Annotated in this window: 14 protein-coding genes; 7 read left to right on the top strand and 7 right to left on the bottom strand. The window is 62.3% G+C overall.

Annotated elements, in window-relative coordinates:
• Window positions 1–25 precede the first annotated feature (25 nt).
• The 5 genes from ACQZF9_RS16165 (at window position 26) to ACQZF9_RS16145 (ending at window position 5,101) form a co-directional block, all read left to right on the top strand.
• Window positions 26–1,504, top strand: a complete 1,479-nt coding sequence (locus tag ACQZF9_RS16165; RefSeq protein ID WP_428309989.1) for an HD-GYP domain-containing protein — start codon at window positions 26–28, stop codon at window positions 1,502–1,504.
• Between the two features lie 73 nt (window positions 1,505–1,577).
• Window positions 1,578–3,146, top strand: a complete 1,569-nt coding sequence (locus ACQZF9_RS16160; RefSeq protein ID WP_428309988.1) for a PAS domain S-box protein — start codon at window positions 1,578–1,580, stop codon at window positions 3,144–3,146.
• Between the two features lie 142 nt (window positions 3,147–3,288).
• Window positions 3,289–3,657 carry a response regulator transcription factor gene (locus tag ACQZF9_RS16155; RefSeq protein WP_428309987.1) on the top strand — a complete coding sequence of 123 codons (369 nt, stop codon included), beginning with the start codon at window positions 3,289–3,291 and terminating at the stop codon, window positions 3,655–3,657.
• 87 nt (window positions 3,658–3,744) lie between these two features.
• The gene (adhP, locus tag ACQZF9_RS16150) at window positions 3,745–4,773 is read left to right on the top strand and encodes an alcohol dehydrogenase AdhP (RefSeq protein WP_428309986.1); all 1,029 of its coding nucleotides are present in this window, start codon (window positions 3,745–3,747) and stop codon (window positions 4,771–4,773) included.
• Window positions 4,774–4,882: 109 nt separating this feature from the next.
• Window positions 4,883–5,101 (top strand): DUF2934 domain-containing protein, encoded by a 219-nt coding sequence (locus ACQZF9_RS16145; protein ID WP_428309985.1) that lies wholly within the window; start codon window positions 4,883–4,885, stop codon window positions 5,099–5,101.
• 96 nt (window positions 5,102–5,197) lie between these two features.
• On the opposite strand, the gene ACQZF9_RS16140 is transcribed toward ACQZF9_RS16145, so the two are convergent.
• From ACQZF9_RS16140 to ACQZF9_RS16110, 7 genes are all read right to left on the bottom strand, one after another.
• Entirely contained in the window at window positions 5,198–6,307 is a 1,110-nt protein-coding gene (locus ACQZF9_RS16140) for an acetate/propionate family kinase (RefSeq protein ID WP_428309984.1), read from the bottom strand.
• An 18-nt stretch (window positions 6,308–6,325) separates the two neighbouring features.
• A complete protein-coding gene (locus ACQZF9_RS16135) occupies window positions 6,326–8,701 on the bottom strand; it encodes a phosphoketolase family protein (RefSeq protein ID WP_428309983.1) in 2,376 nt (791 codons plus the stop codon).
• 549 nt (window positions 8,702–9,250) lie between these two features.
• The gene (locus ACQZF9_RS16130; protein ID WP_428309982.1) at window positions 9,251–10,192 is read right to left on the bottom strand and encodes an HNH endonuclease; all 942 of its coding nucleotides are present in this window, start codon (window positions 10,190–10,192) and stop codon (window positions 9,251–9,253) included.
• Between the two features lie 26 nt (window positions 10,193–10,218).
• Entirely contained in the window at window positions 10,219–10,980 is a 762-nt protein-coding gene (locus ACQZF9_RS16125) for a restriction endonuclease (RefSeq protein WP_428309981.1), read from the bottom strand.
• 506 nt (window positions 10,981–11,486) lie between these two features.
• Window positions 11,487–11,885 (bottom strand): hypothetical protein, encoded by a 399-nt coding sequence (locus ACQZF9_RS16120; protein WP_428309980.1) that lies wholly within the window; start codon window positions 11,883–11,885, stop codon window positions 11,487–11,489.
• Between the two features lie 232 nt (window positions 11,886–12,117).
• The gene (locus tag ACQZF9_RS16115; RefSeq protein ID WP_428309979.1) at window positions 12,118–15,864 is read right to left on the bottom strand and encodes a response regulator; all 3,747 of its coding nucleotides are present in this window, start codon (window positions 15,862–15,864) and stop codon (window positions 12,118–12,120) included.
• Between the two features lie 201 nt (window positions 15,865–16,065).
• Entirely contained in the window at window positions 16,066–16,848 is a 783-nt protein-coding gene (locus ACQZF9_RS16110) for a response regulator transcription factor (protein WP_428309978.1), read from the bottom strand.
• 320 nt (window positions 16,849–17,168) lie between these two features.
• Here ACQZF9_RS16110 and ACQZF9_RS16105 point away from each other — a divergent pair, with 320 nt between their 5' ends.
• Both ACQZF9_RS16105 and ACQZF9_RS16100 read left to right on the top strand, forming a co-directional pair.
• On the top strand, window positions 17,169–18,224 hold the full coding sequence (locus ACQZF9_RS16105) for an HD-GYP domain-containing protein (RefSeq protein WP_428309977.1): 1,056 nt from the start codon (window positions 17,169–17,171) through the stop codon (window positions 18,222–18,224).
• Window positions 18,225–18,354: 130 nt separating this feature from the next.
• Window positions 18,355–19,107: a hypothetical protein gene (locus ACQZF9_RS16100; RefSeq protein ID WP_428309976.1), complete on the top strand. Its 753-nt coding sequence runs from the start codon at window positions 18,355–18,357 to the stop codon at window positions 19,105–19,107.
• Window positions 19,108–19,139: the final 32 nt, after the last annotated feature.

The raw sequence follows: 19,139 nt of genomic DNA, 5'->3' as shown, positions 1-19,139 counted from the left end.
AATATTGATCTGAATCGATATTGAGTTGATTGATTCCAGCGAAAGAAATTTAATCCTGAAAATCAGTCAAGAAATTACGGATATTTCCGATATCGATAGTAAGCGGAACTTATCGCGGAACGTGCGGCTGCCGGCGCAAAACACAGTGCCGCCAGCCTCGATGGAGGGATCAACGATTGAAACCTGCCATCCGAGCATCCGCCTTGGTCATGTTTCCGCAAGCGCCATCAGCGCAGCTCGCTTCACCTGTTTTTGGCCAGGCGCCAGCCGCCGTATCCGGCGCGAGAACATTGACATGATCAAACGAATAGCAGCCGGCGAACTTCGCATCGGCATGTTCGTGCACGACCTGAATTGCAGTTGGGTCGACCATCCTTTCCTGTTCAATCGGGTGCGCATCACATCGGCGCGAGACCTGGAGCGCCTGCTTCAGACCGGCGTCACCCATGTGTACATCGATACCACGCTCGGCGCCGACAGCCAGCCGGGGAACGAGCGGGAGTCGATAGAACGCGAAATCAGCATCGCGATGAATGAAGCCGGAAGCCGCGGAGCATCCCTGCTTCCGAACCGGCCCTTGGGTGAGGAGCTGCAGCGAGCGCGCAACATCCATCGTGAAACGCAAGCGCTGATCCTGCAGCTGTTCGGCGATGCCCGCCTGGGAAAGGCGCCGGATCTGGAGCGCATCGAGCCGCTGGTCGAGCGTATTGGCCTGTCCCTGGCGGCCAACGCCGGCGCGCTGTTGATGCTGACCCGAATGAAGGACGCGGACCAATATACCTTTCAGCATTCAGTGGCGGTCGGTCTGTTGCTGATGAGGTTCGCAAGTGCGGCCGGCTATGGAGCCGATGAAGTCGCCAGAATCGGCATCGGCGGCCTGGTTCATGACATCGGGAAAATGTTCACGCCGGACAGCATATTGAACAAACCGGGACGCCTCACGCCTGCCGAATTCGATTTGATCAAGCGCCATCCCGGTGACGGTCATCAGCTTCTGTCGAAGGCGCGCGGCGTTCAACAGGAGCAGCTTGATATCACGCGACAGCATCATGAGCGCATGGACGGTCGCGGCTATCCCGACAGCCGCACTGCGAGTGAAATACCCGCCGTGGCCCGCATGGCGGCTATCGTCGATGTCTATGACGCGCTGACCTCCGACAGGTGCTATCACCGGGGAATTCCACCGACCCTGGCCTTGCGACGGCTGGTCGAGTGGAGTGGAGAGCACTTCGACACCGAACTGGTTCACCGCTTTGTTCAGTGCATCGGCATTTACCCGACCGGTACCGTGGTCGAGCTCGTCAGCGGCCGCATCGCGATCGTTACCGACCAGACGGCCTCCGCCTTGTTGGCGCCGAAGCTACTCGCCGTCTACGACTCTAAAAAACGACGTACGCTGGTCCCGACCGAGATATCGCCTGATGGATCGGGCCAGTTGCCCGATCTCATTCTTGGCGTCACCGTGGGATCCAAATGGGGAATAACCCCTGAGGATTTCCTGTAACTCGGGTCTGAACGGTGTCGCTGCAGCCGGGCGATTCCCGCCAGGTGGCTCGCCGGTTTAGCCTAGACTGGGGGTGAGCGCAGTCGGGGTTTGTGTTGCCGGCGCGCCTCGGATCTCCGGCCTGCCTTGGCAGGCCGCTGAGCAGCACCGAAGCATCGACTCGATCGCGCAGTCGACACCGCAGCATTGGAACCTGAATATGCCGGGACGGACTCTGGTCGCCATCACGGATGTTGATGGGCGAATTCAAATGTTGAACCAGCACTGCACTGTCGCAAGCGGTTACTCCCTGACTGAGCTGCAGGGCACTTTCGTCTGGGAGCGCCTGGTCGCGCCTGAATCCGCCGACTTGATGCGCAGCGGTATCCTGCTGGCCGCTGCCGGGGAGATGGTCGACGACCAGCGCGGCTTTTGGCTCGATCGGGACGGCGGGCGATTCAACGTGCAATGGGGAATATCCTGCGTGCGCGATGCGCAGGGTGCGCTGCACGGCGTCGTCATCACCGGCGCCGACATGAGGGTTTCCCGTCAGATGGCGGTGGAGCTGGGTGATGCCCTCGATCGGCAACAGGCGATCCTCGACACCGCCGTGGACGGCATCATCACCATCGGCGCGGAAGGCCTGATCGAATCCTTCAACCGTGCCGCGGAGCGCATCTTTGGCTATCGCGCGTCAGAGGTCATCGGCCAGAACATTTCGATGCTGATGCCGGCGCCGTATCGAGAGCAGCACGACGGCTACCTCGACCAGTATCTGATGACGCGGCGCAAGCAGATCATCGGCATCGGCCGCGAAGTGGAAGGACTGCGCAAGGACGGCACGATTTTTCCGCTGGATCTTTCGGTGGGCGAGGTCGTCAGCTCGGGCCGTCGCCTGTTCACCGGCATCATCCGCGACATCACCGACCGAAAGCAGATCGAACTCGAATCGCGCCGCCGGCAGGACGAGCTGGCTCACGTTACGCGGCTGCATTCGATGGGCGATCTGGCGTCCGGGCTGGCTCACGAGATCAACCAGCCGCTGACCGCGATTCTGAATCACTCCAGCGCCTGCATCCGGATGATCGACGCCGGTACTGCGGACATGGAGCTGCTCAGAGAGTCGATGTCGCAGATCGCGCGTCAGGGCGAGCGGGCGGCCGAAGTGATCCGCCGGCTGCGCAAGTACGTGGAGAAAGGCGAAATCGAGCTGCAGCTGTTGAATGTCGTGGCGAGCATCTCGGAGGTGATGGCGCTGCTTCAGCACGAGCTGAAAACGCATGGCGTTCGCACATCGATCCAGGCCGATAAGGATCTTTCGCCGGTCCTGCTCGACGCTGTGCAGTTCGAGCAGGTGCTGGTCAACCTGTTCCGGAATGCGATAGAAGCCATGGCCGATGCCGACGTCGCGGATCCATCGATCGACATCTCGGTCATCGCGTCCGACGACGGCATCGAGATCTCGGTTGCGGATACCGGGCCCGGCTTCGGCAGCGTGCTCCCGGAGCAGCTGTTCGAGCCCTTTGTCACGACCAAGCCGATGGGGCTGGGGCAGGGGCTTTCGATCTGCCATCGCATCATCGACGCCCATGAGGGCCGTATCTGGGCGGAGTCCACCGCTGCCGGTGCCTGCTTCCATATCTGGCTCCCACGCCCGCGCTGAACACAGCTGATGGCGGGGTTCGATATCGTCGATTGATGCAGGTCAATGCGCTGGCAGGCGAGGCAGTGTTTTATATCCTCGTACCGCGCAGGCTGCGTCGATTTCAAAACCCCGGGCTCACCGCTCCAAGGCCAGTTGCTTGATGATCCATATCGTTGACGATGACGAAGCAGTGAGGAGCAGCCTGAGCGTTCTGGCGCGTTCCTACGGGTGGCACACCCGGCTGTTCGCATCCGCAAAGGCGTTTCTGGATGCGCTGTCCGACGGAGACCCCAGCTGCCTGCTGCTGGATCTCAACATGCCCGGGACCAACGGTGCCGAGTTGATGGAGCTGCTGTCGCAGCGCCAGGCGGCATTCCCGGTGATCGCCATCACCGGTCAATCTCAATCCTCTCTCGTGACGCGAGTGCTGGCGGCCGGAGCCCGGCTGGTGCTGCACAAGCCCTTTCCCAGCGAGGACCTGAAATCGGCCGTCGATAACGCGATCGGCCGGTGCCCGCAGGATTGCTGACGGTCTTGCCGGTGACGGCTTGACCCTGGTCAATGCCGCGTCGTTGGCGATAGCCGATGCTTCTCTGACCGGACAGCAAGGATGGTCATGAAGAAGACGATGATGGCGGCCGTGGTTCGCGGTTTTGGTGAACCGCTGCAGATCGAACAGGTTCCGATTCCAGTGCCGGGTCGCGGCGAGGTATTGATCAAGCTGCTGGCCAGCGGTGTCTGTCATACCGACGTGCATGCGGCCGACGGGGATTGGCCGGTGAAGCCGGCATTGCCTTTCATTCCAGGACACGAAGGTGTCGGACGGATCGCGGCGATTGGCGCGGACGTCGAAGGCTATCAACTGGGCGACATGGTCGGCGTCGCCTGGTTGCACGACGCCTGTGGCCGCTGCGAACACTGCCATGGTGGTTGGGAGACGCTTTGCGAGTCCCAGCACAACAGCGGCTACAACGTCGACGGAACCTACGCCGAGTGCGTGATCGGGCGTGCCGATTATCTGGCGCGCCTGCCGAACGATTGCGATCCCGTGCTGATGGCGCCGGTGCTCTGCGCCGGTGTCACGACGTACAAGGGCATCAAGGAGACCGAGGTCCGCCCCGGCCAGTGGCTGGCGATTTCCGGAATCGGCGGCCTGGGACATGTGGCGGTGCAGTATGCGAAGGCGATGGGGCTGCGCGTGGTCGCGCTCGATGTCGCCGACGAGAAGCTGCAGCTTGCGACGCGCCTTGGTGCGGACGTGGCGATTCGCGCAGATAGCAAAGACGCGGTCGATCGGGTCCTGCAGGCGACCGAGGGCGGTGCCCACGGTGTGCTGGTCACCGCGGTGTCGCCTGCCGCTTTCGGCCAGGCACTGGCGATGGCCCGTCGCCACGGCACGGTCAGTCTCGTAGGCCTTCCTCCGGGCGGTTTCGAGACGCCGATCTTCGACGTCGTGCTGAAACGATTGACGATCCGGGGATCGATCGTCGGCACGCGCCTGGATCTGCAGGAGGCCGTGGCATTCGCGGTGCAGGGCAAGGTGAAGCCGACCGTTCACAGCATCGGGCTGCACCAGATCAACGAGGTCTTCCGCGATCTCAAGGCCGGCAAGGTCGACGGCAGAGTCGTCATCGACATGCGGTAGAGAGCGCAGCGCTTTGAGTTCTGGAGCGAACGGCGGTTGATACGCCAATGCCGGCCGGGCGCTCAGCTTCGACGTTCACACGACCGGTAACCAGTGCCCGAGAAACAAAATGTCCTACATGGCTCAGCTCTTACCTCACACGAAACTGCATCACGCACCTTCCCACTGCCGGCGTATCACGGACGATCAGAAAGCCGATCTGATTTCGGAGGCGGCTTACTACCTGGCCGAACGCCGCGGCTTCGCACCGGGCGCTTCGATGGACGACTGGCTTGCAGCGGAACGCCAGATCGCCGGCAAGTTCGACGGTGAGTACTACTGCGACTAGCGCAGGCGCGCCGGGAGAAACCCGATGGATTTTTCGTGGCGATCCTGCCGGAGCCGGTGATCAACTACGCTTATTTGCCGATCGGCTGTAGGTGAGCTAGGCGCCGGTCATGCTGCCGGCGATACGGGCGATCTGTTCATCCTCTCTGGACTCCATCACCAAAATCCGGCAACGCGAATCACCGCGCTGCACGTCCGACAGCGCCGAAACATTGCGCGTGTCGTCGATAAAAATCCCCAGCCACGCAAGTCGCCGAATGATGGCCGCCCGCATCGCGGCGTCGTGTTGTCCTATTCCGCCGGTGAACGCGATCGCATCGAGCCCGCCGAGGCTGGTGATCATCGCCGCAATCTGCTTCGCCACCGCTGCGGCGAAACAATCGAGCGCCAAGCGAGCGCTTGGACTGGCATCCGCAGCGCGGTGTAGTGCCCTGAGGTCTCCGGACAGTCCGGAGATTCCCTTCAGACCGGACTCGTGATTGATCAGGGATTCCAGTCGATCCGCGTCATACGACATCTCCCGCATCAGATAGACGAGGACGCCCGGATCGATGTCGCCGCTGCGGCTGCTCATCGGCATGCCGCCGGCCGGCGTCATTCCCATGCTCGTATCAATCGATTTCCCGTGTTGAACCGCCGTGACACTGGCGCCATTCCCAAGGTGAGCGACGATCAGATCCCGCGGCAGGTCGGCGCCAAGCTGATGGACGATGGATTCGCAGGACAGGCCATGAAACCCATAGCGCCGGATGCCCTGGCTGCGCAGTGTCTCCGGTAGCGGCAGCGTTTGGGCCAAGGCGGGTAGTGACCAATGGAAGGTCGTGTCGAAGCAAGCCACATGAGGCTGACTGCTGAACTGCTCCATGGCCGCGCCGACGATCGCCAGCGCCGCGGGCAAATGCAGCGGTGCAAAGGGAACTGCCGCTGTCAGTCGCGGCAGATCGGCGCGCTCTATCCGGCAATGCCGTCCCAATGCGGGGCCACCGTGTACGAGACGGTGCCCGACGGCATCGACGGCCGCGCCGCCGGAGAGAGGCCGGATTTTTTCTTCGACTTTCTGCAGCAGATCGTGCGCGCCGGAGATCTGGGCGTCCGCTCCCGAGGTCTCCCAGTCCTCTTCGCACAAGCACTCGACGCTTTGGTCGCCGACCTGGTAGAGACCGAATTTCAGCGACGAGGAACCGCAGTTCAAGGCGAGCACATTCATGTCGATCAGGCCGCCGAGCTAGTGGGTCCAGCGCCAGTCTCGAACTTCGGGCATGTCGTCGCCGTGCTCGCTGATGTACGCCTTGTGCCGCTGCATCGTGGTCCAGTAGCGAGCCGTCGCTTCGGGAAGCTTATGGGCGAAACGTGCGGACCGGGAAATCGCATCGAGGGCGAGCTGATAGCGATCGAGGTTGTTCAGCACCACCATATCGAACGGCGTCGTGGTCGTGCCCTCTTCGCGATAGCCGCGAACGTGAAAGTTCTGGTGATTGCGCCGCTTGTAGGTCAGCTTGTGAATCATCGACGGATAGCCGTGATAGGCGAAGATCACCGGCGTGTCGGTGGTAAACAGGGAATCGAACTGATGCTCTTCCAGCCCGTGCGGGTGTTCGGACTGGTCTTGCAGCGCCATCAGGTCGACCACGTTCACCACGCGAATGCGGATGTCCGGCTCGTATTCGCGTAGCAAGGTGACGGCGGCCAAGGTCTCCAGGGTCGGCACGTCGCCGGCACACGCCAGGACGACGTCGGGGTTGCCTTGATCGTTGCAGGCCCATTCCCATACGCCCGCGCCGGCCGCGCAGTGACGGCTGGCCGCTTCGATGTCCAGCCACTGCCAGTCCGGCTGTTTTCCGGCGACGATGACGTTGATGTAATTGCGGCTGTGCAGGCAATGAGCGGCCACTGACAACAGGCAGTTGGCATCGGGCGGAAGGTAGATTCTGACGATCTCGGCTTTCTTGTTGGCGACGAAATCGATGAAGCCCGGGTCCTGGTGAGAGAAGCCGTTGTGATCCTGGCGCCAGACGTGGGAGGTGAGCAGATAGTTCACCGATGCGATCGGCGCGCGCCATGGGATCTGGCGTGTGACCTTCAGCCATTTGGCGTGCTGATTGAGCATCGAGTCGATGACGTGAATGAACGCTTCGTAGCAGGAAAACAGGCCATGACGGCCGGTCAGCAGATAACCCTCAAGCCAGCCTTCGCAGACGTGCTCGCTGAGGATTTCCATCACCCGGCCATCGCTGTCCAGATCGAGGTCAACCGCTTTGCGCTCGGCCATCCAGCTTTTTCCCGTCACTTCGAAGACGGCCTCCAGCCGATTCGACGCGGTCTCGTCGGGGCCGAAGACGCGGAAGTTCCGGCTTGCCAGATTCCAGCGCATGATGTCCCTGACGAAACCGCCGAGTACACGCGTTGCCTCCGCCTGGACCTGGCCGGGTGCCGCAACGGCGACCGCGTACTGCGTAAAGTCCGGCAACTGCAGCGTGCGCAGCAGCTCTCCTCCGTTGGCGTGTGGGTTCATTCCCATGCGCCGGTGCCCGGTCGGCGCCAGTGCGGCGTACTCCTCGCGGAATCGGCCCTGATCGTCGAACAGTTCTTCCGCGCGATAGTTTTTGAGCCACGCTTCGAGCTGCGCCAGATGTTCGGGATTCTGAAAGTTCGCGATCGGCACCTGGTGGGCACGCCAAGTGTTCTCGACCGGCTTGTCGTCGACGAACGCGGGGCCGGTCCAACCCTTGGGCGTGCGGAAGATGATCATCGGCCAGCGAGGGCGGGCGAGGGTCACGCCGGGCCCGACAGACCGGGCCTCGGATTGAATCTCCTGGATTCTGCCGAGAACATGGTCCAGCGTGGCCGCCAAGTCGCGATGCACCTGCATCGGCTCGTCGCCCTCGACAAAATGCGGCTCGTAGCCGTATCCGCGCATCAGATCGGTCAGCTCCTGGCGGCTGATCCGGGACAAGACACTGGGATTGGCAATCTTGTAGCCGTTGAGGTGCAGGATAGGCAGCACGGCGCCGTCGGATTTCGGGTTCAGGAATTTGTTCGAATGCCAGCTCGCGGCCAGGGCCGCCGTTTCGGCCTCACCATCGCCGATGACGCAACTGACGATCAGACTCGGATTGTCGAACGCTGCGCCGAAGGCATGCGCCAGCGAGTAGCCCAGTTCACCGCCTTCGTGAATGGAGCCCGGTGTCTCCGGTGCCACATGACTCGGAATGCCGTTCGGCCACGAAAACTGCTTGAACAGGCGCAGCATTCCGTTCCGGTTGCGCTCGATCGCGGGATATCGCTCGGAATACGAGCCTTCGAGATACGTCTGCGCCACGATACCCGGGCCGCCGTGTCCAGGCCCGATCACGTAGATCATGTTCAGCTCGTGCTGCTTGATCAGCCGATTGAGATGCACGTAAAGAAAGTTCAGGCCCGGCGTCGTGCCCCAGTGCCCGAGCAGGCGCGGCTTCAGGTGCTCAATGCGTAGCGGCACGGTCAGCAGCGGGTTGTCTTTCAAATAGATCTGCCCCACCGACAGATAATTCGCCGCGCGCCAGTAGGCGTGCATTTTTTCCAGATACGCTTCGGATATCGGTTTAGGCGTCGGTGCGGGCATCGGTCGAGCTCCAGCTGACAATGGGGGTGGCGGGCATCACGCGAGACGCGTCACCGTGTTGACCAGGTCGATTGCAGCGACGGGCCTGGAGAACAAAATCCTGGCCGCGAGTGCCGCGCTGATCGACAGTTTTCGTAACGAACTCTGAGGCTCGATAGCCTCGGCGATGCCATCAACGCCGAGTCGGCAGCCGATGGAAGCAACACGCTCCGACCGACTCGATCAGGAGCTCTCTCACGGGTGCGCCGGTCAAGCGCTGGCTCGCTGTCCCAACATGCGACAGCGCTGCTGTTGACCAGCTGAATGCTGCGCTCGCAGCTGACCAACGCCACCGCATCGGCGGGCTGACAATCGTGGACACAGAGTTGCCGAACCCAGGAGGCGCCGCGTTGACCAGGATCAATTGAGCGGCGCTTGCCAGCTTTCGTAGCGAATGCAGGCGACGCCCCGCTGACGGATGGAGGACCTCCGCATCCTTTCCCGGAAACTCGGGTCTTCACGACCGCAGCGCGATGCGCTTTTCTATCGCGCGGAGCTCACGACCGAATATCAGGCTTTGGCTTTGAAGTCTTCGAACCGCATAGCCAGTCGGTCCCGGTCAGGGTAATCACGAAGTCGACCCGGCAGTCTTATGAGGCAGCCGTCGAGATTCTTCATCGACTCCAGCATCGGCCCGTCGTTCTGAATCAGCAAACGCTCGGAAACGTGCAGGCGATAGTCTGGATCGATGCCGATCAGCTGTGCATCGAAAGCGGCATGATGGATCTTCGAAAGCGGGATGCCGTTTGTGACCACCGGTTGACCGAGCTGCTCATGGCTGTCCGCGACGATATGAGCGGCGTCTAGTAATAGCGGTTCCGGCAGGCCCGACAGCGCACAGCGTCCACCGTAGGCGGCAATCACTGCATCACGAAACGAGGCTTGATGGAGCCGTTGTTGTACTGCGCGGAGTGCGTAACGCCGAGCCGGTGCGTTGTCTTCGGATACAACTGATTGGCTGCCCAGCGATGCTTCGCCAAACCCGACAAAAGCTCTCAGGGCCTTCGCGTCCCAGCCGCCGATGAAGGCGGGCGCGACAGCAGTGAAACGCCCCGGCGAAATGCCGATGAAGTAGATGATCGGGATTCCTTTCTCAAACGCTTCCCGCAGCCAGCGGTTGTCGGCCGCCTCGGGATCGGTTCCCATAAATGCGTAGTCGATCAGATCGGCGCTCTCATAGATCTGCCGGTGAACCAAGCGTTGATCGTCATACCAAACTTTGGCGCCAGATCTTGGGAAGACCGTGCGTATCGATAGCAGGTACCGCATCTGTCGGGGCTTAAAGATTCCCCGCTGCGGGTTGACCAGCGGAATACGCTCACCTTCAAACTCGAAGCCCTTAGCAAGCTCATTCGAGGTCAGGTGATCGTGGAGCGCATTCAGGCGGCGAATATGATCGAAGGCGGCTTTGCGCATCCTTTCATCGAGCGTATCGGTGGTGCTGCTCGGCACTGGATCCCCCGATCCCCGCAACTGGGTCATTTGTTATAGGGCAGAACGCCACGACACTTGGGATACGTACTGCAGCCATAAAACGATTGTCCCTTGTTCGTACCTTGCTTGGCTACACGTAGCACCATCGGTGAGCCGCATTGTGGGCAGATGGCTGACGTATTCGCCGCATTGCGAGTTTCTGCGGCCGCTGTATGTAGTCGCGGTTTAGGGCTTGGATTTAGTAATGTGTTAGCGTCGACAAGGTCGATGTTTCGGCCTGCGGCAAAATCTTTCGCGTCAGTGGTGAAGCTGCCGATGGAAACAACGTAGGCTCCCGTTGCGCCGCGGGCCGCCATGACGCCGAATAGTTCCCGAACGACCCGGACGCCTACCTGTGTGGCCCGCCACTGCTTGCATTGCACCAGGAAGGTCTCGCCGCCTTTGCGGGCAACCACGTCAACGCCGCCGTCGGCACCTTCGGGAGTAAATGCGACGGTATAGCCCTGCCGCTCGAAGTGAGCGCCGACAAGCTGTTCGAACTCGCGCCATGTGAGTGCTTGCAGAGGCGCAGTGGCCGTTCTCGATTCGGCCTCCTTCAGCAGTGTGGCGCGGCGTCGCTTGGACAACCACGAAAGCAGCGCGGCCAGCACCAACATCAGAGGCACTAAAACCTGCCCGTACATGCCCGCTGTTTTCAGCATGGTCCCGACGAGCACAGTGCCCATCTCCGAAATGCCGTGAGGCGCCGCCGGCTGACGCTGTGCCAGCCAATGAAAGCCAAGATAGGCACACGGCGTCAGCAGCAAGCACACTTGCCACGGCAGCCGCATTAGGACGCTGACAAGCAGATTGAAATCGGACTCGCGGCGTCTCCGTGACATGGCTCGTATCTCGAAATGAGGGCCGGCTAGTGTAGGGGCGTATGGGAAATCGTTTCTGCCCCGTAATCAGGAAGTTCGGGTCGTCTGTCGGGCCGAGAGCTGTAGTTGAACTGCCCTTTCTATGAGATACGACAGTGAATATGAAAGAGGATCGACGCAGTTTTTCGAGACACTTTCGAAAGTAACAGTGACGGCTAGGCAGTGAGAATCAGGCAGGCTCGGTGTACTGCGATTGCAGTAGCCCGTATTTCATTTGCAGTTCCGCTATTAGTCGATTTCAGCTCCGCTTGAGAATGATTGCAAGGTCGGTCGATTGCCTCCTTCCAGGGCGATGAAGGAGATGGCTCCGAAGCAGCAGGCTTACTGTTTTGCTACGGACAAAAAAAGCCCGCCGGGTCACGGCGGGCTGATTTGCAGACTAGCTGAGTGTTTTACTTCCTGGTGGGCGACACAACCTGATCTTCGTCCACGATGGTTTCCGGAAGCGTCACCGCGACAGCGGAACCTGCAATGATGCCGGTCGCCTCGGTGCCGTTGATGGTGATGCCGTTGACGGTGAACCCGTTGAGCTGCAGGCCATTGACGGTGAAACCGTTGAACTGAACGCCATTGACAGTGAACCCGTTGAGCTGCAAGCCATTGACCGTGAACCCGTTGAACTGAACGCCGTTGACGGTGAACCCGTTGAGCTGCATGCCATTGATGACGAAGCCATTGAGTTGCATGCCATTCGTGGCAAGGCCGTTGGGGAACAGGTCGGCGTGCGCCGGAGCGGCGGCGAAGGAGGCGGCGAGGACGGCGGCAGCGGCGATGGTCTTGAAGGTCTTCATGGTGAGGCTCCCTGTAGCTGGTTAGTAAGTTGGCCGAAGCGCGTATCGCTTCGATGGATGCCAAGTTACTCGCCGCCGGTGTCAGGCTTAGTTCACTGCGCTGAAATATGATGTCAGGCGGGGTTCGCCAGCTGCCAATGACGGAGTTGTCGTTCGGGGACGCACCTTGAAGCCGGCCCCGATCATCCGTGCCTGAACCCGGTTCATTGTCGACGGCATGGGCTCGTCGGCCTTACTTTTTTAACCCGGCAAAGACACGCCGCGCTTCTTCGTGCAGCGTGGCAACGGTGTCGAGATCCCGGGTCTCGATATCGCCGGCCTTGAGTTGTTTCTCGAGCTTCGCGGTGGCCTGCTCGAGCGCGACGGCGCCGAGCGTTCCGGCAACGCCTTTCAGTGAATGCACGGTAATGATCGCGCCCGCGCGGTCGGACTGCTGCAGTTGTCTGCGCAGCTTCTCTACCGCATCCGGCTCTTCGACAAAGCGCGCGAGCAACTTCAGCAACAGCGGGCGGCTGTCGCCCAGCCGGCGCTGCGCAGCGAACAGATCGAAACGATCGGAGACGGCAGCCGGATCGATATCGGCCGTCGGCTGCGGCGTGGCTTTCACGGCCATGCGGTCGGCGCCCGCAACGGCCGCCGAGCCCGGTTTGATCCATTTGCGCAGCGTCGCCAGCAGGTGCTGCTGATCGACCGGTTTGCCGACATGGTCGTTCATGCCCGCTGCCAGGCAGCGCTGCCGGTCTTCGGTCATCGCGTTGGCCGTCATCGCGATGATCGGCACGTTCGCCCGGTGTGAGTCCAACGCGCGGATCACGGTTGTCGCCTCGAAGCCGTCCATGCGCGGCATCTGCACATCCATCAGGATCGCGTCGAAATCCTGACTGGACGCGGCATCTACGCCGAGCTTGCCGTCGGCGGCGACGGTCACCTCCACGCCAAATGATTCCAGCAGTTCTTTTGCGACCTCCTGATTGATTTCGTTGTCCTCAACGACCAGCACGCGGGTGCCGGCGGGCAGCTGATCGGCGGCGGTGCGATGCTCGTGATCCAGCGTCGGTATCAGCGCCGCCTCCTTGCCGAACGCATGCAGGATGGTGTCGAACAGCACCGAGGGATTGACCGGCTTGATCAGAAAGCCATCGAGGCCGCCTTCGTCGGCCTGGCGCATGATTTCCTCGCGGCCATAGGCCGAGACCATGACAATTTTGGGTTTCAGCGCCGCATCGGATTCGCGTATGTGCAGCGCCGCCTCCATGCCGTTCATGCCGGGCATCTGCCAGTCCATCAGCACCAGACGATACGGATCGCTGGCGGCCTCGCGCTGCACGGCGGTGATCGCCTGCGTGCCCGAGCTGGCGCGATCGACGCGCAGCCCGAACGATTCCAGGTAGACGCGCAGAATGTCCAGGGCAGTGAAATTGTCGTCGACCACCAGCACCCGAAGATCATGCAAGTCGGCCGGCGCCTGCAGCCGTCCGGCTGCGACTTCGGCCAGGCCGAAGTTCGCATTGAAATGGAAGGTGCTGCCGGCCCCCGGCTCGGAATGCGCGCCGATTTCGCCGCCCATCAAGCCGACCAGTCGCTTGCTGATCGACAGCCCCAGACCCGTGCCACCGTAGCGGCGGGTGGTCGAGCTGTCGGCTTGCGAGAACGCTGTGAAAAGTCGGCCAATCTGCTCTTCGGTCATGCCGATGCCGCTGTCGGTCACTTCAAAGCGCAGGCGCACGCGTCCGTCCGCAGCATCGCCGGCGTCTTTATCGATGCAGACACGAATCACGATCTGACCGCGGTCGGTAAATTTCAGCGCATTGCCGGTCAGGTTGAGCAGCACCTGGCCGAGACGCAGCGGATCGCCGATCAGTGCCGACGGCACCTCGGGGGCAACCGAAAACAACAGCTCCAGGCCTTTTTCCACCGCGCGCAGATTGAGCAAGCCGGACAGATTTTCCAGCACTTCGTACAGATCGAACTGGGTTTGCTCCAGGCTCAACATGCCGGCTTCGATCTTCGAGTAGTCGAGGATTCCGTTGATGATTTCCAGCAAGGACTGCGCGGCGATGTGGATCTTGCGCAGGTAGTCCTGCAGGCGCGTCGGTGTGTTGGTCTTCAGCCCGAGATTGGACAGGCCGACGATCGCGTTCATCGGCGTGCGGATTTCGTGGCTCATGTTGGCCAGGAACTCGCTCTTGGCCCGATTGGCGGCCTCGGCCGATTCCTTGGCGCGTGACAGCTCGCCTTCGAGCTCTTTGCGCGCCGTGATGTCGAAGGTGTAACCGTTCCAGATGATGGCGCCGTCGTCCTCGCGGCGCGGCACCGCGGAGGTACGCACCCAAACGTAGCTGCCGTCGCGCAACAGCATGCGGTTCTCGATGTTGTAGGGCTGCATCGTTTCAATCGACTGGCGACGCGCCTGGTCGATGGCCTCGCGCTCTTCGGGCGGGAAGGCTTCGAACTCTTCCTCCTTGTCGTTGTATCCGGCCCTGGCCACCTGCAGATCGCCGATGCGCTGATAACCGGCGCTCAGGAACGGATACTGGATCGCGCCATCGGGCTCCATCCGGCGCTGGAAGATCGCGCCGGGCACGTTGTCGGTAACGTCGCGCAGCAGGCGCTCGGCTGCGTCGAGCTTTTCACGGGCTTCGACTTCGTCGGTGACATCCAGCGAAAAGCCGTTCCAGATGTAATCGCCTTCGGCGCTCATCGCGGGCCGCGCAAACGTGCGCAGCCATCGGTACTCGCCGCGCCGGTTCTGCGACCGATAGGCCAGTTGCACCGTGGCGTTTTTCTGCGCCGCTTCGATGAAGGCCTGCAGGAAACGCTCGCGGTCTTCCGGGTGTGCCGGAGCGAGCATCGCATCGGCGGTGCTCAGCATTTCGTCACGCGTCTTGCCGTACAGCGTGATCGCACCGTCGCTGACCATGCTGACGCGTGTCGACCGGTCGGGCGCCATGCGCAACTGGTAAATCATGCCGGGCAGCGCATCGGTTATCTCGCGAAGACGGCGCTCGGTGTGCTCGAGCTGGGTCACCGCGCGCTTGCGCTCGGCGACCTCGCGCCGAAGCCGGCGCAGCCAGAATGCGGTGATGATGGCGGCGAGCAGTACCGCGAACAGCAGCGCGAGGCCGATGCGCAGCACCTGGGCCGGATCGAGGCCGTGCTGGGCCTCCACCTCGTACCAGCGGTTGCGGATACGCGCGTGCTCTTCCGGCGTGATCGCGGCGAGCCCCTTGTCGAGGATCGCGGTCAGCTCGGGCCAATCCTTGCGCACCGCAAAGTGCACCGAGCGTTCCTGGTCGGTATACAGCGCCGCGATGCGCAGGTTGGTCAGCGCCTTGGTGCGGATGACCCAGTTGACCACGGCGAGATTGCCGACCGTCGCACCAGCGCGGCCGGTCGCCACCGCGGTCAGCGCGTCTTCGACCGAGCTTGCCGGTATGGTCTGAAATCCTGGAAAACGCTTGTGAAAGTCCGCAGTTTCGGCGTAGCCCGGTACCAGCGCGATGCGCTTGTTGCTGAGATCGCTCATGCTGGAGATGAAGGGCGCATCGTCGCGCGCGACGATCACCGAGCGGAACGAAACATAGGGCGGCTCTGTGTAACTCAGATAAGCCTCGCGCTCCGGTGTCTTGCCTGCCGTGGGCACGACGTCGATGCGCCGGTCGCGCGCCGCGGTCAGCACGTCGTCCCAATGCATGCGCGGCTGTTCCCAGCGCATGTTGAGGCCGAGCTTGGCGTTGAGCAGCGCGACATAGTCGGCGGTCATGCCCTGATGGCGATCCTGCGCGTCGAGGAAATCCACCGGCGCCCATACCGGATCGCTGGCAAGCCGGATCACCGGATGGCTGGCAATCCAGTCTTTCTCCGCCACGCTCAATTCGACTTCCGGCGCCTGTGCGGCCGCGGCCTGCAGCACCAGCAGCGCGACGAGCAGGAGCGCCGCGCAGGCGGCGGCCAGCCTGGTGAGAAAATGGATTTGCATGGCTCGGGTTTGCATTCATCACCGTCTGGTGCATCGTCAACGCAAAAACGCCGGCCCCAGTTGCGGGCCAGCGTGCTACTGCGACATGCCTTGTGGATTTCCCAATGTCGCGTCGATGGATGCCAGGTTACGCGCCGGCTGTATCCGGTTTAGTTCGACGCGCTGAAACATGATGTCAAACCGGTTTCAGCGCACGGAGCATCAGCGGCCGTAGTTCGGGCCGGCGGACGGCAGGTATTCGTAGCCGCCGCCGAAGCCGCGCACCGTGCGGATCACCGTGGGATCGCCGGGCACCGGCTCAATTTTTTTGCGCAGGCGGGTAATGCGCAGATCGATCGCCCGGTCGAAGACTTCGCCGGGATCGGTGCCGGACAGCTCCAGCAATTTTTCGCGCGACAGCACGACGTTCGGGTGGTCGGCGAAGACCGCCAGCAGGGCGTAGTCGGCGCCGGTGATGGTGCAGACCTCGCCGCCGGAATCCACCAGCCGGTGGCGTTGCCGGTCCAGGCGCCAGCGTCCGAACCAGGCATGGGCCGAATCGTAGGCGGCGGCCGTTGCCGCCGCTGCCGGTGCAACAGGCGCGACTGGAGCAACCGGCACACCAGCGGCCGGACCCGCCGCTGCATTGCGCCTCAGCGCGCTGCGCACCCGTGCCAGCAGCTCGCGCAGATCGGCCGGCTTGGCGACATAGTCGTCGGCGCCGAGCTCCAGGCCGGAGACGCGGTCGGCGGTGTCGTTTTCGCCGGTGAGCATGATCACCGGCACTTCGCTGAAACCGCGAATCCAGCGCAACAGCGACAGGCCGTCTTCCCCCGGCATCAGCACGTCGAGCAGCACCAGTTCAGGCAGGGCCGTGACGGCGCTCGCCCGAAACTCGGCGGCGCTACTGAAACCCTGCACTTCAAAACCGCGTCCGCCGAGGTAGTCCACGACCATCTCCCGCACGATCGGCTCATCGTCCACTACCGCGATTCGCGTCGCCATTACAGCCCCGTTCTTATTCGACTATTGCCTTAGGGGAACCACGTCGAGCCTAATTGGCTGCCGTTGGTCCGATGATTGGCGCCGTTCCGCGGACGGCAGACAGACTCTAACATCGGGAACCGTCCGGTATCACCGCTCGATGCCGCCCCTCGATGCCGTCGCTGGATGTCGCCGCCCGATATCCGCACTCGACACGCGTTTAACGAGAAATGGCGGCGGCCGACGTGCGAGCGCGGGGCCGTAACTGAAGATGATGCGACGTGCCGGACCGACGATGAACCCGGCGGCCGCCACGCCGCCCCAAGCTGGAAGGAACACCGATGAGCATCGCTGCTTCGGAACAGGACGAAAACAGACCGCTGCTGTTGCTGGTCGACGACACGCCGTTCAACCTCGAGGTGCTGCGCGGCATTCTTGGTGAGCGTTATCGCCTGCGCCTGGCGCTGGACGGCGAGCAGGCGCTCGAGCAGGCGCTGGCCGAGCCCCGGCCGAAACTGATCCTGCTGGACGTGACCATGCCCGGCATGGACGGCTACGAGGTGTGCCGGCGGCTCAAACTCAACCCGGCAACCAGGCAAGTGCCGGTGATCTTCGTGACCGCGCTGAACGACGTGGAGGACGAGGCGCTGGGCTTCGAGGTGGGCGCGGTCGACTACATCGTCAAACCGGTGAGTGCGCCGATCGTGCTCGCGCGGGTCATGAATCACCTGCGTCTCAGCGACCAGGAACAGCACCTGCGAGACCTGGTGAACGAACGTACCGCAGCCCTGGACGAATCGCGGCTGCAAATCATCCGCCGGCTCGGCCGCGCCGCCGAATACAAGGACGATGAAACCGGCTTTCATGTCATCCGCATGAGCTACTACGCCAGGCTGCTGGCCCAAGCCTGCGGCGCCGACGAAGGCTGGTGCAACAGCCTGTTCCATGCCGCACCGATGCACGACATCGGCAAGATCGGCATCCCGGATCGCATCCTGCAGAAGCCCGGCAAGCTCGTCGAGGAAGAGTGGGACATCATGCGGCGCCACCCGGCGATCGGCGCCCGCATCATCGGCGAGCACGACAGCGAGATCCTGATGCTCGCGGCGAGCGTCGCCTTGTCTCATCACGAGCGTTGGGACGGCAGCGGTTATCCGCAAGGATTGTCGGGCGATGCCATTCCGCTGGAAGGTCGCATTGTCGCCCTGGCCGACGTGTTCGACGCGCTGACCGCCGCGCGTCCGTACAAGCCGGCTTGGCCGATCGATCAGGCACTGAGCTACATCCAGGCGCAGGCCGGCCTGCATTTCGATCCGCAGCTGGTGCCGCTGTTCATCGGCCTGCTGCCCGAAATAGAAAAGATCATGCAGGCCTATCGCGAAGGGCAGGCGGCCTGAAACACCGTTGACATCATGTTTCAGCCTTCGGAATGAGGCCTGAAACAGGCGATGCGTAGTCTGGCGGTCATCGAAGGCCCGTTGCTTGGGCCCGACCTCCAAACCCGCAATCGAACTCGACAGGTGCCCCGTGAAGACTTTCAAAACCGCCGCAGCCCTCGCCGTGCTGCTCGCAAGCTCCGCTTTCTGCGCTACCGCCCATGCGGTCGATCCGGTCGACGCGGCGAACAACCTGGTCTTCACAGGCTGCGACGAGCAGACCTCGCTGCTGATCCTGCCGGTGTCGTCCATGCCGGCCTTGCCGCCCGGCTTCAGCTACGTGACGCCGGCGGGCGGCGGTGCGCTCGCCGAGATCCATGTCAGTGGCACGACCTGCAAATCTGTCAACGGCGGCCCCGCCGAGCAGAATATGCTGGCGTTCGCGCTGATCAATCCGCCGGCTTATCTGATGGAGCCGCAGATTCCTTATTACGCGATCGCGCTGGGCGGCTATAGCAACAATCCCAACACGCTGGCGCAGTTCGATGCCTGGGGCATCACCGATCTGATGCTGCCGGCCACGGTCACCACCAAGCTCGGTCCGGTGCCGCTGAACAATCTCGGCACCGTCAAAGCGGTCGGCGCCAGCAGCAGCGTTTCCACCGTGACACTCGCAGCGGGACCGAAGACGACGTACGAAGGCAGCCATACCCGGGCCTACTACATCCGCAACGGCGTGCTGATCGCCAGCTTCGATGCGGATTACACCGACCAGGCTTCTGTTTATGCGGCGGGCACCGTCGTTTCCAGCGGCAAAGGCTTCCTGCCCGCCGGCATCTTTCCGACGATCGGCTCGCATGCATCCGACTACGATCTGACGGTCGGCTTTGTCGAGTACTACTGACTGGTTGTGCCCGGCCCGGAAAGCTCTGGTTT

This window comes from Hydrocarboniphaga sp. (assembly GCF_965279055.1).
GTDB lineage: Bacteria > Pseudomonadota > Gammaproteobacteria > Nevskiales > Nevskiaceae > Hydrocarboniphaga.
Note: the sequence above shows the minus strand (reverse complement) of the source record. Positions and strands in the feature narration are given on the sequence as shown.